Origin of the sequence: Anaerofilum hominis (genome assembly GCF_014287275.1) — a bacterium.
Taxonomy (GTDB): Bacteria; Bacillota; Clostridia; order Oscillospirales; family Ruminococcaceae; genus Pygmaiobacter; species Pygmaiobacter hominis.
Map to the genome: position 1 here is coordinate 771,346 of NZ_JACONZ010000001.1, position 16,442 is coordinate 787,787.

General features: G+C 60.9%; 16 protein-coding genes and 1 tRNA gene. 7 read left to right on the forward strand and 10 right to left on the reverse strand.

The genetic code is table 11. The annotated features are described in order from the left end of the window. The gene (locus H8S23_RS03385; RefSeq protein ID WP_186886887.1) at nt 1-711 is read right to left on the reverse strand and encodes a response regulator transcription factor; all 711 of its coding nucleotides are present in this window, start codon (nt 709-711) and stop codon (nt 1-3) included. A 694-nt stretch (nt 712-1,405) separates the two neighbouring features. Continuing rightward, complete coding sequence (locus tag H8S23_RS03390) at nt 1,406-2,641, reverse strand: aminopeptidase (RefSeq protein WP_186886888.1); 1,236 nt, start codon at nt 2,639-2,641, stop codon at nt 1,406-1,408. Between the two features lie 504 nt (nt 2,642-3,145). Here H8S23_RS03390 and H8S23_RS03395 point away from each other — a divergent pair. Then, the gene (locus tag H8S23_RS03395; RefSeq protein ID WP_186886889.1) at nt 3,146-3,940 is read left to right on the forward strand and encodes a manganese catalase family protein; all 795 of its coding nucleotides are present in this window, start codon (nt 3,146-3,148) and stop codon (nt 3,938-3,940) included. Between the two features lie 387 nt (nt 3,941-4,327). On the opposite strand, the gene H8S23_RS03400 is transcribed toward H8S23_RS03395, so the two are convergent. Further along, nucleotides 4,328-4,795, reverse strand: coding sequence for a DMT family transporter (locus H8S23_RS03400; protein ID WP_186886890.1), 468 nt, complete (start codon nt 4,793-4,795; stop codon nt 4,328-4,330). Between the two features lie 14 nt (nt 4,796-4,809). Continuing rightward, the gene (locus tag H8S23_RS03405; RefSeq protein ID WP_186886891.1) at nt 4,810-5,235 is read right to left on the reverse strand and encodes a DMT family transporter; all 426 of its coding nucleotides are present in this window, start codon (nt 5,233-5,235) and stop codon (nt 4,810-4,812) included. Between the two features lie 151 nt (nt 5,236-5,386). Here H8S23_RS03405 and H8S23_RS03410 point away from each other — a divergent pair, with 151 nt between their 5' ends. After that, a complete protein-coding gene (locus H8S23_RS03410; protein WP_186886892.1) occupies nt 5,387-6,124 on the forward strand; it encodes a cyclic nucleotide-binding domain-containing protein in 738 nt (245 codons plus the stop codon). Here H8S23_RS03410 and H8S23_RS03415 read toward each other — a convergent pair. The 6 genes from H8S23_RS03415 to H8S23_RS03440 all read right to left on the reverse strand — a co-directional run bounded on the left by H8S23_RS03415 (nt 6,066) and on the right by H8S23_RS03440 (nt 11,774). Further along, nucleotides 6,066-7,730, reverse strand: coding sequence for a flavodoxin family protein (locus tag H8S23_RS03415; RefSeq protein WP_186886893.1), 1,665 nt, complete (start codon nt 7,728-7,730; stop codon nt 6,066-6,068). The two genes, H8S23_RS03410 and H8S23_RS03415, sit on opposite strands and share 59 nt — an antisense overlap. After that, nucleotides 7,727-8,164 (reverse strand): hypothetical protein, encoded by a 438-nt coding sequence (locus H8S23_RS03420; RefSeq protein ID WP_186886894.1) that lies wholly within the window; start codon nt 8,162-8,164, stop codon nt 7,727-7,729. Before H8S23_RS03420 ends, H8S23_RS03415 begins: the two co-directional genes overlap by 4 nt. A 12-nt stretch (nt 8,165-8,176) precedes the next feature. After that, complete coding sequence (locus H8S23_RS03425; protein WP_186886895.1) at nt 8,177-8,614, reverse strand: LytTR family DNA-binding domain-containing protein; 438 nt, start codon at nt 8,612-8,614, stop codon at nt 8,177-8,179. Nucleotides 8,615-8,816: 202 nt separating this feature from the next. After that, nucleotides 8,817-9,509, reverse strand: coding sequence for an LrgB family protein (locus H8S23_RS03430; RefSeq protein ID WP_186886896.1), 693 nt, complete (start codon nt 9,507-9,509; stop codon nt 8,817-8,819). Next, nucleotides 9,502-9,885: a CidA/LrgA family protein gene (locus H8S23_RS03435; RefSeq protein ID WP_186886897.1), complete on the reverse strand. Its 384-nt coding sequence runs from the start codon at nt 9,883-9,885 to the stop codon at nt 9,502-9,504. Before H8S23_RS03435 ends, H8S23_RS03430 begins: the two co-directional genes overlap by 8 nt. A gap of 509 nt (nt 9,886-10,394) precedes the next feature. Beyond that, nucleotides 10,395-11,774: a glycine--tRNA ligase gene (locus H8S23_RS03440; RefSeq protein WP_186886898.1), complete on the reverse strand. Its 1,380-nt coding sequence runs from the start codon at nt 11,772-11,774 to the stop codon at nt 10,395-10,397. Between the two features lie 168 nt (nt 11,775-11,942). Here H8S23_RS03440 and H8S23_RS03445 point away from each other — a divergent pair. From H8S23_RS03445 to H8S23_RS03465, 5 genes are all read left to right on the forward strand, one after another. Then, nucleotides 11,943-12,018 (forward strand) — tRNA-Pro (locus tag H8S23_RS03445). 103 nt (nt 12,019-12,121) lie between these two features. Then, nucleotides 12,122-12,505, forward strand: coding sequence for a hypothetical protein (locus tag H8S23_RS03450; protein WP_186886899.1), 384 nt, complete (start codon nt 12,122-12,124; stop codon nt 12,503-12,505). Between the two features lie 863 nt (nt 12,506-13,368). Continuing rightward, nucleotides 13,369-14,547, forward strand: a complete 1,179-nt coding sequence (locus tag H8S23_RS03455; RefSeq protein WP_186886900.1) for an AIPR family protein — start codon at nt 13,369-13,371, stop codon at nt 14,545-14,547. A 778-nt stretch (nt 14,548-15,325) separates the two neighbouring features. Then, on the forward strand, nt 15,326-15,898 hold the full coding sequence (locus tag H8S23_RS03460) for an SGNH/GDSL hydrolase family protein (protein ID WP_186886901.1): 573 nt from the start codon (nt 15,326-15,328) through the stop codon (nt 15,896-15,898). After that, complete coding sequence (locus tag H8S23_RS03465) at nt 15,895-16,305, forward strand: peptide deformylase (protein ID WP_186886902.1); 411 nt, start codon at nt 15,895-15,897, stop codon at nt 16,303-16,305. Before H8S23_RS03460 ends, H8S23_RS03465 begins: the two co-directional genes overlap by 4 nt. Nucleotides 16,306-16,442 lie beyond the last annotated feature (137 nt).

The window sequence follows — 16,442 nt, forward strand, 5'->3', positions numbered from 1 at the left end:
TTATCTTCCGTGCTTTTCCAACTTGTATCCAAGTCCCCACACCACCTTTATATACTCGGGTTCTTTCGGGTTGAGCTCCGTCTTTTCGCGGATATGGCGGATGTGCACCATAACGGTGTTCTCGCAGGCGTACGACTCCTCCTGCCAGACGCGGGAATAGATCTCCTCGGCCGAGAAAATGCGCCCCGGGTTGCGGAACAGCAGCTCCACGATGCGGGTCTCCGTGGCGGTCAGCCGCACCGGCGCGCCGTCGGCGCTGAGCTGATGCGCGTCAAAGTCGTAGCTCAGCCGCCCCACCCGGGTCACATTCTCGGCCGCCGGCGCAGGTCCCGCCCCGCCCAGCTGGTAGTAGCGCCGCAGATGGCTTTTGACCCGGGCCACCACCTCCGCCGCATTGAAAGGCTTTGTGATGTAGTCGTCCGCCCCGATGGAAAGGCCGAGGATCTTGTCGGTGTCCTCCGTCTTGGCGCTCATCACCAAAATGGGCAGGTTCTGCTTTTCCCGGATGCGCATGATCGCCGAAAAGCCGTCCAGCTGGGGCATCATCACGTCGATGAGCAGCAGGTCGACGCCGCCGCCCGCGAGCACGTCCAGCGCGCCGTAGCCGTCGTAGGCGGCGGCCACCTCAAATCCTTCTTTTTTCAGCTGGATGGTCAGCGCCTCCACGATCGCCCTGTCGTCATCCACTACCAGTATCTTCTCGTTTGCCATGCGGCCTCCCTCACTTCACACCTTTTTCCACGCCGTGCGCCGCCCCCTGTATCGGCGGCGCACAGCTTTTCCGCGCAAAGGCCCGCCTGCCCTATGCCCCAGTATAAAAGAGCCGTCTTAGGAAAAAGCGGTCCCATCTCTTAAAAAAAACTTAAAATGCAGAGAACGGCCCGCAGCGCGGCGCGCGGCGGGGGACGTTTTTTGCACTTTTCTCCCTTTTCTCCGCGGCGGGGGGGCAAAACGGCGGCTGAAAAAACGAACGCCCTCCTGCGGGCCCCGGTCTTTTTTGCGGACACAGCCGCACCGCTGTCGGCGGCCCTTTCTCCGCGCCGTCCCCCGCCGCCGGAAAGCGCTGCGTCCGCCTGCCGCGCAGGCGGCGGACCACAAGGCTGCATACCACAAGGCCCAGGCCGCGAGCGCCCCGCCGCAGGCTGCTGCCCGCAGACTCCGCCCATGGGTAGCCGGCTGTGCAGCGGTGGATTTCCGTGCGCCACCATAAAAAATCCCCGTTCCGCCGCTGGGGCGGCAAACGCGGTCCTGCGGCGGCCTCCCGATCAGTCTCCGGCGCGCCGCTGCAGGTCTCGCGCTCCACCGCGCCGGGTCGCTGCAGAAAAAGGGAAAGGGCGTGAGGCACAGCCCCCGCCCCGCCCTCTTTTTATTTTTGTGGCTGCGGCCCGGACCTTTGCGGTCTCTTTTACAGCGCCCAGACCCCGTCCTCAAAAACAGTCACCCGGCGCCCGTCCCCGGCCACGCCGATGATGCGGGTGTCCGCCGCGCCGATCATCACGTCCTCGTGCACCACGCTGTGGTTGACGCCCCGCTCCAGCAGCTCTTCCTGCGTCAGCTCGGTGCCGCCTTGCACGGTGCCGGGATAGCCGTCTCCAAAGGCAATATGGCAGGCGGCGTTCTCGTCGAACAGCGTGTTGTAAAACAGCAGGCCGCTGCGGTTGATGGGGCTGGAGGCGGGCACAAGCGCAACCTCGCCGATCGAGCGGCTGCCCTCGTCGGTGTCCAGCAGCGTTTTCAGCAGGGCGGCGTTCCTGCGCGCGCCGCTCTCCACCACCCGGCCCTGCTCAAAGCGCACCCAGAGATCTTCGATCAGGTCCCCGTTATAGACATAGGGCCGGGTCCCATAGACCACCCCGTCCACCCTGTGCCGGTGCGGGGCCGTAAAGACCTCTTCGGTCGGCACATTGGCGATGAACCGCTGGCCCTGCGGGGTGGTGCTGGCCGCCCCCTCCCACACTGCGCCCTCTGCCAGCCCCACCGTCAGGTCGGTGCCGTTGCCGCTGGTGAAATGCAGCGAGCGGAGGTTTAGGGCGTTCAGCTTTTCTTTCATGGCCGTGCAGGTCTCGATGTGCTGCCGCCACGCCGCCACAGGGTCGCCGCCGGTCACCCGGCAGACATCGAAAATGGCCTGCCAGAGCTTTTCCACCGCCTGCTCCTGCGCGCAGCCGGGAAAGACCTTTTTCGCCCAGTTGTCCGTGGGCACCGCCACGATGCTCCAGGCCACCCGGTCGTTCATGGTGTAGGAGCGCCAGGTCTTCAGCGCGCTGCGCGCGGCCTGCCGGGCGCGGTTGATCTTGTCCGCATCCAGGCCCAGAAACGCCTCCGGGTCCTCGCCCAAAATGTGCAGGATCGAGGTGCCGCCCGCGCTTTCCACATAGTCGAGATAACTGCGCTCCACCCAGGGCTTCACGTCGCAGAGCGCTTCCTCGGTGGCATTCTGGTAGCGGATGCGCGCCAGCTTTTCGTCCTCATACCGCAGATGGACATCCCGCGCACCGGCCTCAAAAGCAGCCTGCGCGCAGCAGCGCGCAAACTCCGCCGCCTCGATGGGCGCGGTGATCATCAGGGTCTGGCCGGGCAGCACGCCCACCCCCACCCGCACTGCAAACTCCGCATATCGCTTAAAAAGTTCTCCGTCCATTTTATCCCGTCCTCTCTGTTCGCTTTCTCTTCTAGTATACACCAAAATGCGCGGGGGAAAAACCGTCTTTCGCTCCGGCGCGTCGGCTTTGCCCGGGCGCGCCGGCCCGCCGGTTTTGTGCGGAACGGCAAAAAATGCATAAACCCGCCGGGCCGGGAAACGCTAACAGCAAAATCAGGGGAACGCCGCGCCGGACACCGGCGCGCCGCGCCCACCCCGCGTATTTTGAAAGGAATGAATGCGAATATGACCTCGACCACATCCAAACAGTCAGCGGCTTCCCAGCCCGGCAGATCCGGGACCGCCTCCAGATCCGCTGCCGGTGCAAAAAAGAGCGCCTCCGCGGGCGCAGCTTCTTCCGCTTCCCGGAAGAGCGGTGCCCAGAGCGGCAGTGCAAGATCCTCCAAAGCGCCGGCCAAAAGCGCGGCCGCAAAAAAATCAGCCTCCAAAACCACGCTGAAGGGCGCTGCAAAAAAGACGGCGTCTACGGCAAAAAAAGCGGCGGTGAAAACCCCGGCGCAGAAAAACCCCTCCACCCGGGGCACCGCGGCCAAGGGGTCCAACCCGCCGCTGGGCTCACGCACCCGCTACACCACCGGCAAAGCCTATCCCGACCTGTCGGTGCTCAAGCCGGACATCGGGCTGGCCAAGGCCCTGTACGAGGACTACGCCGGTCAGATCGGCGAGATCTCGGCTTCCATGATCTATCTCTATCAGAACCTGAAGCTCACCACCCAGGACGAAAAGAAAGCCGCCGCGGTGATGCACGGCATCTATCTGGTGGAGCTTTCCCACCTGCAGCGTCTGGGCGAGATGATCAACCGTCTGGGTGCCGACGCGAACTTTGCCGTGCCGGGCGTGGAAAAGCGCTTCTGGCGCGCCGACATGATCCCTTACCCCAAAACGCTCAAGGCCATGGTGGGCCGCGACCTCTCGTTTGAAAAAAAGACGGTGCAGAGCTATGAGAACACCCTGCACCGGGTAAAAGAACCCACCGTGCGCAAAACGCTGGAGCTGATTTTGGAGGACGAGCGCCTGCATGTGAAAGCGCTGGAGCAGCTGGAAAAGGAGATCAGCAAGCGCGCAGGCACCGCGGCGGAAAAGACCCGGGCCCCTCGTGCCGCGCGCAGCCAGGACGTGACCCCCATCCAGCGCGCCACCTCGAAAAAGAACGACACAGTCGTGCGCGCGAACCAGGGCGAGGCTGCAAAGCAGCGTCCCGCCGCCCCCCGTGCCGCCCACAGCAGCGGCCGCCCCGCCCGCGCCGCCGCGGGCAGAAAGGCTGAAAAGCGCAGCTGACCCTCCCCTTTTTGGGGAGACTGGGCTGGGGCAAACCGCCTGTATTTTTCCCTGAAAACAGCAAAAGGCTGCCGCATCTGCGGCAGCCTTTTTCCGTGCGCCATTTCCCGGCAGCGCGGGGCCGGGCGGCGTGTTCCGCCGCTCATGCGGTCTCCTTTCCGCTTTACCGCGGCCGGGGCAAAACAGCAAAACAGCCTCAAAGCGTATGGGGGACCGGAGCAGCCGCGCACACCGCGCGCCCCGGCGGGGCTTTTGCGGCGCGGCCCACACCGCCCGGACAGGCCCCCTGAAACCGCCGGGGCCGCGCTCTGTCTGCGGACCGGGGCCGTCTTTTCCCGGGCGGCAGCGGGTCTCCCCCGCAGCGGGCCGTGCCGGCCCGGGCGGCGTTCAGGCCCCGCCGCCGTCCCCAGCTGCCCCGGCGGGGGACGTACACAGGCGCTTGTCCCACACCACACCGGCCGCCAGCACCGCTACCCCGGCCGCTTTGAGCAGCGACATACTGCGAAACACCAGCGCATCCAGGATCACCGCCCCCACAAGCTGTCCCACCAGCAGCATGGTGGTGGACTGGAACAGGCTGATCTTGTGCAGGGAGGTGACGTTGATCAGCATGGCAAGCAGGCCGCAGACCCCGCCCAGATACAGCCACCAGGGCGCCGAGGCGAAGCGGGCCGGCGCCAGCTGCTGCGGCCCGGTGAACAGCAGCACCAAAGCCGAGAGCAGCGAGGCCACAAGGTAGTTGATCAGGGTGCCGCAGGCGGTGCCCAGATGATTGGTGGCCTGATAGTTGATGGTCTTGGACACCACATTGATGCCCCCGCAGACAAATCCCAACAGCAAAAACAGATAAAACATCCTTTTCCCCTCCCTCAGCCCGCAGCGGTGACGATGACCAGGCCCGCGGCGATCAGGGCCAGGGCCGGCAGCCGCCGCCGGTCAAAGCGCACCCGGCGCATGCCCAACAGGCCGAAATGGTCCAGCAGGATGGAAAAGATCAGCTGGCCGGCAATGGACAGGCAGCTGGTGAGTGCTGCGCCCAGATGGGCGATACAGGCGCTGTTGCAGGTGACCAGCGCGATGCCGAAAACGCCCGCCGCATACAGGTACCACGGCATGGGGCCAAGACGGATCTTCTGCCGCAGCACCAGCAGGATAAAGGCGGCCAGCAGCACCCCGCCGATCACATGCACCGCAAAACTGGTGCCGAACAGGCCCAGATACCCGCTCAGCAGCCCGTTGAGGCTCTGCATGGACGAGAGCAGCAGGCCCCCGACAAACACAAGAAAATAGATCATCCGCAGCATCCCCCTTTTTTGCCCCGGCAAAAACCGCCCGGGCGGCCGCGGACCGCGCGGTCCGCATTTTTATTTCGCCCCCAGTGTAACAAATATGGGTTGCAATCAACTATGTCATATGTCATAGTTAAAGAAAAAGGAGGCGAATAGATTGAGAGAGATCCGGTCGGATGCGGAGCGGGAACAATGGATCGACGCCTGCGGCGTGCGGAGCATCCTCCCCGCCCGGGCGGCCGCGCAGCTGAAGCTGTGCGCTTTTCAAAAGGGAGAAGCGCTCTGCCGCGAGGGCGACCGCGCCCGCTTCCTCTACTTTTTGCTGCAGGGCCGCTGCCGTGTGGTGCGGCTGCTGCAGACCGGCCGCCAGTGCCTGCTGCGCTTTTTTCAGCCCTTTGCCGTACTGGGAGATTTTGAGTTTGCAGAGGGCGGGGCGGTGCGCACCGACGTCGAGGCGGCGGACGATCTGCTCTGTCTCTGCCTGCCCATGGCGCAGAGGGAGCAGCTGCTTGCAGACCCCGTCTTTTTGCGCTTTCTGTGCGCGGCGCTCTGCCACAAAGCCATTCTGCGGGACCGGGATCTGGCGGACGCCATCAGCTTTTCCGTGACCCGGCGGGCGGCCAGCTACATCCTTGCCGGCGCGCGGGAAGGGGAGTTTCACGACAACCACACCCATATGGCCGAGTTTTTGGGCTGCAGCCACCGGCAGCTTTTGCGCGTCCTTGGCCAGCTGTGCGGCCAGGGGGCGCTGTGCCGGCTGGACGGCGGCGGCTACCGGGTGGCAAACGCCGCGCTGCTGTCCTCCCTCTCGGCAGGCGTCTACGCCGCAGAGCCTTTTACTTATCCCGGCCTCGGGCTGCACAGGCCGGATACCACCGCTGAAACCAAAGGGTGAACGCCGTCAAAGGCAGCGGCGCCAGCTGCCCTGCCAGCGCCATCGCCAGAGGGGCCGCCCCCGCGCGCGCCGCCCACAGGGGCAGCGCGGCGCTGAGCAGAAAATAAATGCCCCACACCAGCGTCAAAATGCGGTTGGTGCGCAGGAACAGCGGGTTGGCCCAGGCGCGCCTGCCGCCGAACTCGCGGCTGGAATACCAGGCCGTCAGCGGTACTCTTGCAAACAGGCCCGTGCCCAGCCACAGCAGCGCGTACCCCAGCGTTGCCAGGGCCCGCAGCCACGGCTCCCACCCGGCGCCGAGCAGCAGGACCGCGGCCGAAAACGCACCCAGCAGCACCCCCTCCGCGGCGTCGAACGGGGTGAGCTGCCAGCGCAGCGCGGCCGGCAGCAGGAGCAGACAGGCCGCCAGCGTCACCGCCGCCCCCGCCAAAGCGCCCGCCGACTGCGCGCAGGAAAAGACGATCCAGGGCAAAAGCAGCAGCGCAAAACTGGGGCTTTTGCGGCTTTCGCCCTGCACGTCGGCGGAGGACGCGCGCTTCTCCCCCGCCGCGGGCGCTGCGGCGCCGCCGCTGAAAAAGTCGTCCCAGCGGCTCATAAAGCTCAGATCTCCAAAAATGCGGTATCTGTGTTCCGCCAGGGCCTGCATGGGGTCCGCCTCTCCGGCGCCGATCTGCCTCCACAGCTGCAGCGGGGTCTCGACCCGCGCCGTATACGGCGCAAAATCCGCCTTGTCTGCACAGACAGCGGCCTCTTCCCTGCCCAGCCGCAGCTGGAACGCCTCCCCCTTGTCCGTATAGGCCATTTCCAGCACCAGATCTTTGCCCGGCCAGCTTTCGGGGTCATAGAGCGCCGCCATCTGCCGCGTGAAGCGCAGCGCCTCGCTCTCTGCCTCCGGCTCCCCTGCGATCTCCCAGCTGGCGTCCGCCATCTTTATAAAGACATCCGGCGGGAAGAGCAGCTCTTCCAGCGCGGCGCGGGTATCCGCAGCGATGCCGCCCCGGCCAAACTCCTGCCCGGCCTTTTGCAGCAGCCCGAGATAGGCGCCGGTGCGCCCGCGCAGCTGCGGCACCCGAAACAGTTCCCCCTCCGGGCATAAGATCTCGGTCAGCCGCCCCTCCGCGCCGCCGAAAGCGAGCTCGAACTGCTTTTCCAGCGCTTCGTAATTGTTCTGCCGCGCACAGAAGCCGCAGGTGGATACCAGCAGATGGCGCTGGCGCTGCAGCTCGGGCCAGCGGGGCGGATGCCCCACCCCGCCCTCCGGCCGGGGGTCCATGCGGGGCAGGTTCGAGGGCAGCAGGCGGTCCAGAAAAGCCTTTGCGTGGGCGGGCATGCCGAAATAATAAAGCGGCAGGCACCAGACCACCAGCTCCGCCTGCCGGTAAAGCGGCAGCAGCGCGTCCATATCGTCCCGCTGCACACAGCGGCCCGGCGTTTTGGTCCAGCAGCCAAAGCAGCCCCGGCAGGGCAAGATCTTCTTTTCGATCAGGTGGATCGTCCCTATCTCCGCATCGCAGACGCTCTGCAGCCCGTCGAGAAAGGCGCGGGCCAGCCGCAGCGTGCCGCTGCCCTCGCCGCGCGGGCTGCCGTTGAGCAAAAGCACTTTCATCTGTCCCCTCCCGTCCGCCCCTGTGTGCGGGCCAGCATGCGGTTGATGCGCGCGGAATCCCGCCGGTTGCAGGAAAATTCGATCAGACGGAAGATCAGCAGCGAGGCAAAGTAGGTAAAGGTCAGCATGCCGCCCACCAGCAGCAGCACCGGCCCCTCCCACGGGAACACCCCCATCAGGCCGCCCAGCCCAAAGACCACCGCCGCCACATCCGCAAACTGGAGCAGCAGCTGGCCGGACAGCCGCTGCACGGGCAGCAGCGCGGTGAGCTGTATCAGCGCCCCGATGGCCGCCGTAAGCGCGAACAGCCGCAGCGCCTGGCGGCTGTCCAGCGGCCAGATCCAGCCCGCAAGGTCCAGCGCCGCATAACAGAGGATCAGCACCGTAAAGGACACAAAACAGGTGACGACCGCGTCCCGGATTCTCTCTTTCATCTCTGGCCCTCCTTAAAGCCCGAAGCGCTGTTTGAAGCCCTTCACATAGTGACGATTGATGACCACCGTCTCACCGTTTTCCATCCGCGCCTCAAACCTGCCGTCAAACTGGGGCGAGACGCTTTCCAGCCGGCGCAGGTTCAGCAGGCAGCTGCGGCTGACCCGCACAAAGCTGGTGCCGCGCAGCTGCTCCTCCAGTTCATAAAGACGGCTCTGGCATTCCAGCACGTCCCCGCTGCGGTAGAGAAAGGTCTTTTCCTCCACCGTCTCGATATACAGCACCTCGTCCAGCGGCACCTGATAGCTGCGCCCGTCCCGCAGCCCTGTCACTGAAAACCCGTACAGCCGGATCTGCTCCAGCAGCGAGGCCAGCCGCGCGTCCATCTGGGCGCAGCGCACTGTGATCTCCACCTCCTGGCAGGCGGGCGACTGTTCGATCTTGAGCTTCAATTCCGCTCCCCCCCGTATCTTCTCTTACTGCCGCCGCCCCCGGCGCCGGCCCATGCATCCATTGTACCCGTTATCGCCGCCCGGCAAAAGGGAGCCTGCCCCCCGTTTTCTGCATTTCACCGCCTCGGCGCAAAAGCGGGCGCACAAAAAAGCAGGCCCAGCTGTGAAAGCCGGGCCTGCTTTTTGTATGGATCTCCACGCATCAGAGCAGATATTTGAAAAAGATGGCCAGGATCACGGTAAAAACGCCGCACACCCCGATGGCGAGGCCGCTCATCGCGCCGACCGTCTCGCTCATCTTGACCGCGGTGGAAGTGCCTGCCGCGTGGCTGGCGCAGCCTGTGGCAAGGCCGGTGGCCACCTCGCTGTCGTCCAGATGGAACCATTTGGACAGACTGGGGGCCAGCACCGCGCCCAGTGTGCCCGCGATCATCAGCGCCACGATGGTGATCTGCGGGATGCCGCCGTTCTGCTCGCTGATGGGCACCGCGATGGCGGTGGTCACCGACTTGGGCAGCAGGCTCGCGGTGAGGGTGGCGTCCAGCGAAAACAGCCTGCACAGCGCCCACACGCTGCCCACACTGGTCACCGCGCCCACCAGGCAGCCGCCCAGCACCGGGATGAGGTTCTTTTTCAGGATGTCAAAGTTGGCGTAGATCGACAGGCCGATCGAGGCGGTGGCCGGGAAGATCAGAAAGTTGATGATGTCTCCGCCCGCGTTGTAGTATCCCATCGGGATGCCGGTCAAAAGGAAAAAGGCGATCAGCAGCACCACCGCGATGAGCAGCGGATTTGCCAGCGGGCTTTTGAGCTTTTTGTTCAGCCAGACCCCCACCGCATAGGCCGCCACCGACAGCGCGATGCCGAACACCGGATTTGAGAGCACCTCAGCCATTTTCCTGCCCCTCCTTTTCCTTTCTCAGGCGCGCCTGCAGACGCATCAGTCCTTTCACCGTCCAGCCGGTCGCACCAAAGACGAGAAAGGTGGTGACGACGCTGATAAAAAGGATGGGAAACAGGTTCGCCGCAATGAGGTCGAAATAGTTGAGCACCCCCGCGCAGGCCGGCACGAACAAAAAGGCCATGTTCTGCGCAAACCAGTTGGACAGCTCTTTGATCTGCCGCACCTTGATGACGCCTGCCAGCAGCAGCAAAAACACCAGGATCATCGCCAGCACGCTCGCCGGAAAAGCGAACGGCAGCAGGGTCACCAGCCACTGGGCCGCAAGGCAGACCACAAACAGAATGCCCACTTGCCACAAAATATTCAAGATCTCTTCCTCCCACCGCGGCGGGTCTCCCTGGGGCCCTATCGTCTTTCCCATCAAACGCACCGCGTTTTTGTTCAAATCGCACAAATGCTATTATAGCAGACCACCGGCGGCCTGCCTACTGTCAAAAGCAAAAAACAGCGGCCAAAAACGCCGTTCCTGTAAACCATATCGCCAAACAGCGGCCGGTCTGAGCACCGCGCCGCGCGAAACCGTCTTGCCTGCCGCCAACAAAGGCGGCAGCGGTCTGCCCTGCGCTGTATCTCAAACCGGCCGCTGCTGCGGCGGCATGTTTCAAAAAGGGCTCTGTTCTCTTCACGGGATCGTCCGCTGCGTTCCCAGCGGACGCCGAACCAGGCGGCGGGCCGGGCGACCCTGCCCCCAAAAGCGGCGCGCCTTGCCGGCCGCGGGCCGCCCTCTCTGCGGCGGAACTGCCGTCTCTGCCTCGGAAAAGGCAACCGGCGGCCGCAGCTTTTTGCCCGCGCGCCGCGCCCGGCGCTCTCAGCGCCTTAATAGGCGATCTTGTTCTCGATATAAGCGGCGAGCTCTTCGATCTTGATCCGCTCCTGCTGCATGGTGTCGCGGTCCCGCACGGTGACGCAGCCGTCGTTTTCAGAGTCGAAATCGTAGGTCACACAGATCGGCGTGCCGATCTCGTCCTGACGGCGGTAGCGCTTGCCGATGGAGCCGGCATCGTCATAATCCACCATGAACCGCTTTTGCAGCAGGGCGTACACCTCGCCCGCCTTGTCGTTCAGCTTTTTGGACAGGGGCAGCACACAGGCTTTGTAGGGGGCCAGCGCCGGGTGCAGCCGCAGCACCACGCGGGTATCGTTCTTCTCCGCGTCCACGACCTCCTCGTCATAGGCCTCTACCAAAAACGCCAGCGCGACGCGATCGGCGCCCAGAGAGGGCTCCACCACATAGGGCACATAGTGCTCGTTGGTCTCGGGGTCAAAATAGTCCTGCACCTTGCCCGAGACCTCGTTGTGACGGCCCAGGTCGTAATCGGTGCGGTCCGCGATGCCCCAAAGTTCGCCCCAGCCGAACGGGAACAGATACTCGATGTCGGTGGTGGCCTTTGAGTAGAAAGAGAGCTCCTCTTTTTCGTGGTCGCGCAGGCGCATGTTCTCCTCTTTCATGCCAAGGCCGATGAGGAAGTTTTTGCAGTAGTCTTTCCAGTAATAAAACCACTCCAGGTCGGTGTCGGGCTTGCAGAAGAATTCCATCTCCATCTGCTCAAACTCGCGGGTGCGGAAGGTGAAGTTGCCCGGGGTGATCTCATTGCGGAAGCTTTTACCGATCTGGCAGACGCCGAAAGGCAGCTTGCGGCGGGTGGAGCGCTGCACGTTGGCAAAGTTGACAAAGATGCCCTGCGCGGTCTCCGGGCGCAGATAGATCTCGCTTTTGGCGTCCTCGGTGACCCCCTGAAACGTCTTGAACATCAGGTTGAACTTGCGGATATCGGTAAAGTTGGCGCTGCCGCAGTTGGGGCAGACGATGCCGTGCTCCTGGATATAGGCGCTCATCTGCTCAAAGGTCATGCCGTTGGCGTCGCCGCCCGCGTCCTCGATCAGCTTGTCGGCGCGGTGACGGGTCTTGCAGTCCTTGCAGTCCATCAGCGGGTCGGAAAAGCCGCCCACATGGCCGGAAGCCACCCACACCTGCGGGTTCATCAGGATCGCCGCGTCCAGCCCCACGTTGGTGGGCGACTCCTGCACAAATTTTTTCCACCAGGCGCGCTTGACGTTGTTTTTGAATTCCACGCCCAGAGGACCGTAGTCCCAGGTATTTGAAAGGCCGCCGTAGATCTCGCTGCCCGAGAAAACGAAGCCCCTGTTTTTGCAAAGCGCGATGACCTTGTCCATGGTCTTTTCCGTGTTGTTCATTGTATCCTTCTCCTCCCTGTGCTGCACCGGGCCGCGGCCCCGGATGGGCCGTTCCAGTTACTTTTCTATTGTAAAGCAGGGGCTGGGGCAAGTCAAGGCCAAAAGGTTGACATCCGCGCGCGGGATGGTCTATAATTCAGTAGTTGCAGATAAGATAAAAAAGCATATCCGGGTGTAGCGCAGCTGGTAGCGCGCCTGCTTTGGGAGCAGGATGCCGCAGGTTCGAATCCTGTCACTCGGACCATGGGTGAGTCCTTATCGGACTCACTTTTTTGTTTTCTGGAAAAAGCAAAATTTGCTGGCTAAGCCTATAAGAATATGATATTCTCATTTTGAGGTGGCAGCTGATGGAAATAATAATATCTGTACTTGGTGCAATATCTGCTGTTATAGTAGCCGTTATCGGAGCAGTTCTCTCAAATAAAAACAGCAATATGCTTCAGTTAAGAAAACTGAAAGAAGAGCACTATATTTCATATATTGAATCTTTACATAATCTCGCAGCGAACAATAGTAGTAGAGATGCCATTTCAAAATATACTTATCATCGTGATAAGCTGCTTATTGTAGGAAGTGAGAAAGTTGTAAAAAGTATATTGCAGTATGAAAATGAGGCCGTAGGGAAAGAAACTAATCTTCATGATGAGTTTCTCACTAATGTAGTAAAAGCAATTAGGCAGGACCTCAAAATTAAAGACAAAAACTTTCCGCAGATTTACCTAAAAAAGTAACACAGATAAAAACCTCTTGCTTGCTGCGCTAAAGCCATTGAAACAGCTGGGTTTTCCCAGATCCTATACTTACCCTCCGACCAACTCAGAAACGCCCCTTATGGCACGGGTCCCCGTCTTTGGCGAGGCCCCTTAGCCGAACGGGGCGTTTCTTCGCTTTCGGGGCGGACCCGCTTCGCTGGGCTCCGCCCCGAGGGGGAACGGGGATGCCAATATCGATTTTGCGCAGCAGTGGCACTACGAATGCCCCTCACATGGTCATAAGGACAAAGACAGCTTTGGTAAACCGCCAAAGCTGTTTTTGCTTTCCTAAACGACTGCTCTGAAATACCCTCTCACAATTTTATCAAAATATTTTGAGGCCACATGCAGACAGAATCCCTGCTCCATTTCCATGTTTTCTTGCTGTGTCTCGAAACAAAGCTGCAGATCGACTTTCGTTACATATTGTGCCGCAAAACCCTGCCTGTGTGCGAGGCCTCTTCACCGCACGAAATGTTTCTGTGCTTTCGAGCGGGACCCGCTATGTCCTGCTCTGCCCCGCGAGGGTGAGAAAAAACAGATTTCGCCCTGGCGCGGCAGGGATGCGGCGGGATAAGGCCCGCCCTTTTCCTGTCGGACGGTAAGGCGGATTTTTTGCTTGCAAATAATTTTTCCGTCTGTTATCCTAAAGGGGAAGTCCTAATAGCATGTGCTATTGAGGCAGCCAAAATTTATATGTAAGATATGAATTTGTGGGCACAACTGAATTGACAGATAAAAGCGGATGGGCATTGGCCGATCTTTTTTTGCTGTATTTCTCTGTTGGCTGCATCTTCGTGTCTTGCATGCGAAGGTGTTTTTATTTTCGAAAGGAGATCATTATGCCAAAATTTGAAATGCATGCAAGAGAATTCAAAACCATGAGAGACCCCAACCGCAAACCCGGCGGCCACACCAAGTACATCTGCTACCTGGACACGGCCACGCTTCCATCGGAACTGCAAAACTGGAGTAAAACAAACCCCCGCGACCAGAAAATGACTACGGCCACCGCAAAAGCGATTCGCACAAGCCTTTTGGAAAACGATGAGTTTCACGAGCTGAATCGCGGTCTTCTTTTTTCAGTTGAATCCGTAAAATATGACAACCGAAACGAGACCCTCACGGTTGAAATGGCCAATGACGATGTCCACGGGAATATTGACGGCGGACACACTCTCCGCGCGATCTATGAAGCCAAAAAATCCGGCCAGCCGCTTGAAGGCCGATATGTATTCGCAGAGTTTTTTGTGGGTCTCAAGTCCCCTGTGGAACTTGCTGCGGCAAGAAACACATCGGTCGCGGTTGACCTGAAATCCCAGGAAGAGCTGAAGCGGAGTTTCGATACCCTGAAAAAAATCCTCGCTCCGTTTCCTTTTGAGAACCGCATCGCCTATCGGATGAACCAGCATTGGGGAGAAAAGATCCCGGTCATCGATGTCCGCGAAATCATCACGATTCTAAATATGTTTAACCAGAATCTTTACCCTATTCGCGGCAAAGAAGGGCTTTCGGGAGAAGGACAGCCCATCCAGAGCTATACCGGCAAAGAGATTAGTTTGACTCGCTTTTTAGGCCAGGGCAAAGAACCCCGAGAGCGGATTCTGTGCAATATGCAACCTGTCGTAAGCGATATTTTTCGGCTGTGGGAAACCGTCGAGTGCGAGTTCCCGCAAAAGGTAAAAAACAACAAGCGGCTATACGGTGCAAAAAAATATTCTCAATACAAGAACAACGAAATCGTGGGCCACAGCATGCTTTATCAGGCCGAGCTCCGATATCTTGTCCCCAAGGGAATCCTTTATCCGGTGGTCGGCGCTTTCCGGGCCCTGATCCAGGTTGACGAGAGCACTGGCGCTTATTCCTGGAAAAAGGATCCCTGCGGTGTCTGGCAGGAATTGGGGGACCGTCTTGCCCAGATTGTCTGGGACGAAAAAGAGGAAAACCCGGAGTATCTGGGCAAAAGCCGCAATCTATGGAGCAACCTTTTCAAAGAAGTTCTGCTTTATACCCTTGTGTAAGCCCCATTTTTCCTGACAGCAGAAAAGCCGTTGACAGGAGGATCTTTCTCAAATCCTGTAATCATTTTCCGCCCCCTCTGAAATCCCTGATTTCAGAGGGGGTTTTTCATACATGAGCGGCAAAGGCACCGGCCCGGCATCCGCAGCCGTCTTTCGTCCAAAAGCCGCTTCTTTTTAAACTCTTTGCATTCTTCCCTCTCTGCTGGTTTGCGGCTCTGCGCCGTGGCGGGCAGCTGTGCGGGAGCCTTGCTTTTCTCACCCGAGCGGCCTATCGGGAGGTCCGCGTTTTTCCGCAGCCCGCCCTGCCCGGGGCAGCGCCGGCGCCGGCTTTCGCAGCGGATCTGCTTCCCCGCAGCCCTCCCGCTTCCAGCCCCCCGCTTTCTTTCGGCTCTGCCCTGCAGAGAAGAGCATCCCTTTCCATCGTTTTGGGGTCGATGCCGGCTTGGGGACATCTGCTGCGGAGCCGGGACGCCCGCAGATCGATTTTTGCCGTCAGCTTCTGCGTGAAAGTCTTTTCCGCGCTTGCTCAATACGCTATAATAGCAGCAGCGTCTCTTTCGCGGCGGGGAGCGCCCGGCCTCACGCGCGCGGGCTCCGGTCTGCGTTTTGCACGCGCGCTTTTCCCTGCCAAGCGAAAGCACCGCCCCGAGGCCTTCCGTGATCCGTGTTGTTCCGCGCACAAAGGGCGGTCCAAAAGCGGGCGGGGCGTTCCTCTTCTGCTCATCACGGCGCAGCCATGAAACACGCCAACTGCCAAAAAAGGACAAGGAGCATCGTTATGCGCATCCTCATGCTGGGCAACAGCTTTACCCTTGCCAACCATCTGCCGCAGATGCTGGCCGGGCTGACCAATGCGCAGGTGGCCCACCACACCCGGGGAGGCGCGCGGCTGGCAGAACAGCTGAACCCCAAAACAAAGCTGGGCGCCAGGACCCAGGCAGCGCTGGCCACGGAACGGTGGGACTATGTTATCCTGCAGGAGATGAGCCACGGCCCCATCACTGCCCCAGAGCGTTTCTTTGCCAGTGTGGAGCAGCTCTGCAGACAGATCCGGGCAAACGGAGCCGTGCCCATTCTCTATGCCACCTGGGCCTATCAAAAAGGCGGGGCCAGGCTGATGGCCAGGGGCTGGGACTATGACGAGATGGCCCGCAAGCTGTCTGAGGCCTACCAGAAAGCCGCGCGGGAGAACAACGCTCTGCTTGCCAATGTGGGCCAGCAGTTTTATGCGTTGTCCGGCACACAAAACCTCTATGCCGCCGATGGGGTCCACCCCAATGAGCGGGGCTCCCGCATTGCGGCCCAGACCCTCGCGGCGGTCATTCCACAAAACAAGGAGGACCAACGATGATCCGCGAGATCTGCAAGGATGAGACATTTCTGGCCCAAAAAGCGGAGCCCGCCACGCAGGATGACCTGCAGACAGCCGCGGACCTGCTGGAGACATTAGAGCATCACAAGGACGGCTGCGTGGGCATGGCGGCCAACATGATCGGCGTCAACAGGCGCATCATCGCCTTTGACAACGGGGGTGAATACATGGTCATGTTCAACCCGGAGATCGTCAAAAGATCGCAGCCATACCAGGCGGAGGAGGGCTGTCTTTCCCTTACCGGCGTCCGCCCGGCCAAGCGGTGGAAGTCCATCAAGGTGCGCTGGCAGAATGAAAAGTTTCAGGAGCGTATCAGGGCCTTTACCGGCTGGACCGCTCAGATCATCCAGCATGAGATCGACCATTGCGAGGGCATCCTCATTTGAGGGGGACGGCGCTGAAGAAGTGTAAAATCGCCATTTTTTGCCCGGCTCCCTCTGACGCTGCGGCGGCGCGGCACCGGGTCTTCCGTCTCTGCGCGCGCCGTGCAGGAGCAGGACAGGCCTTTCCCGCCCGCAGCTGA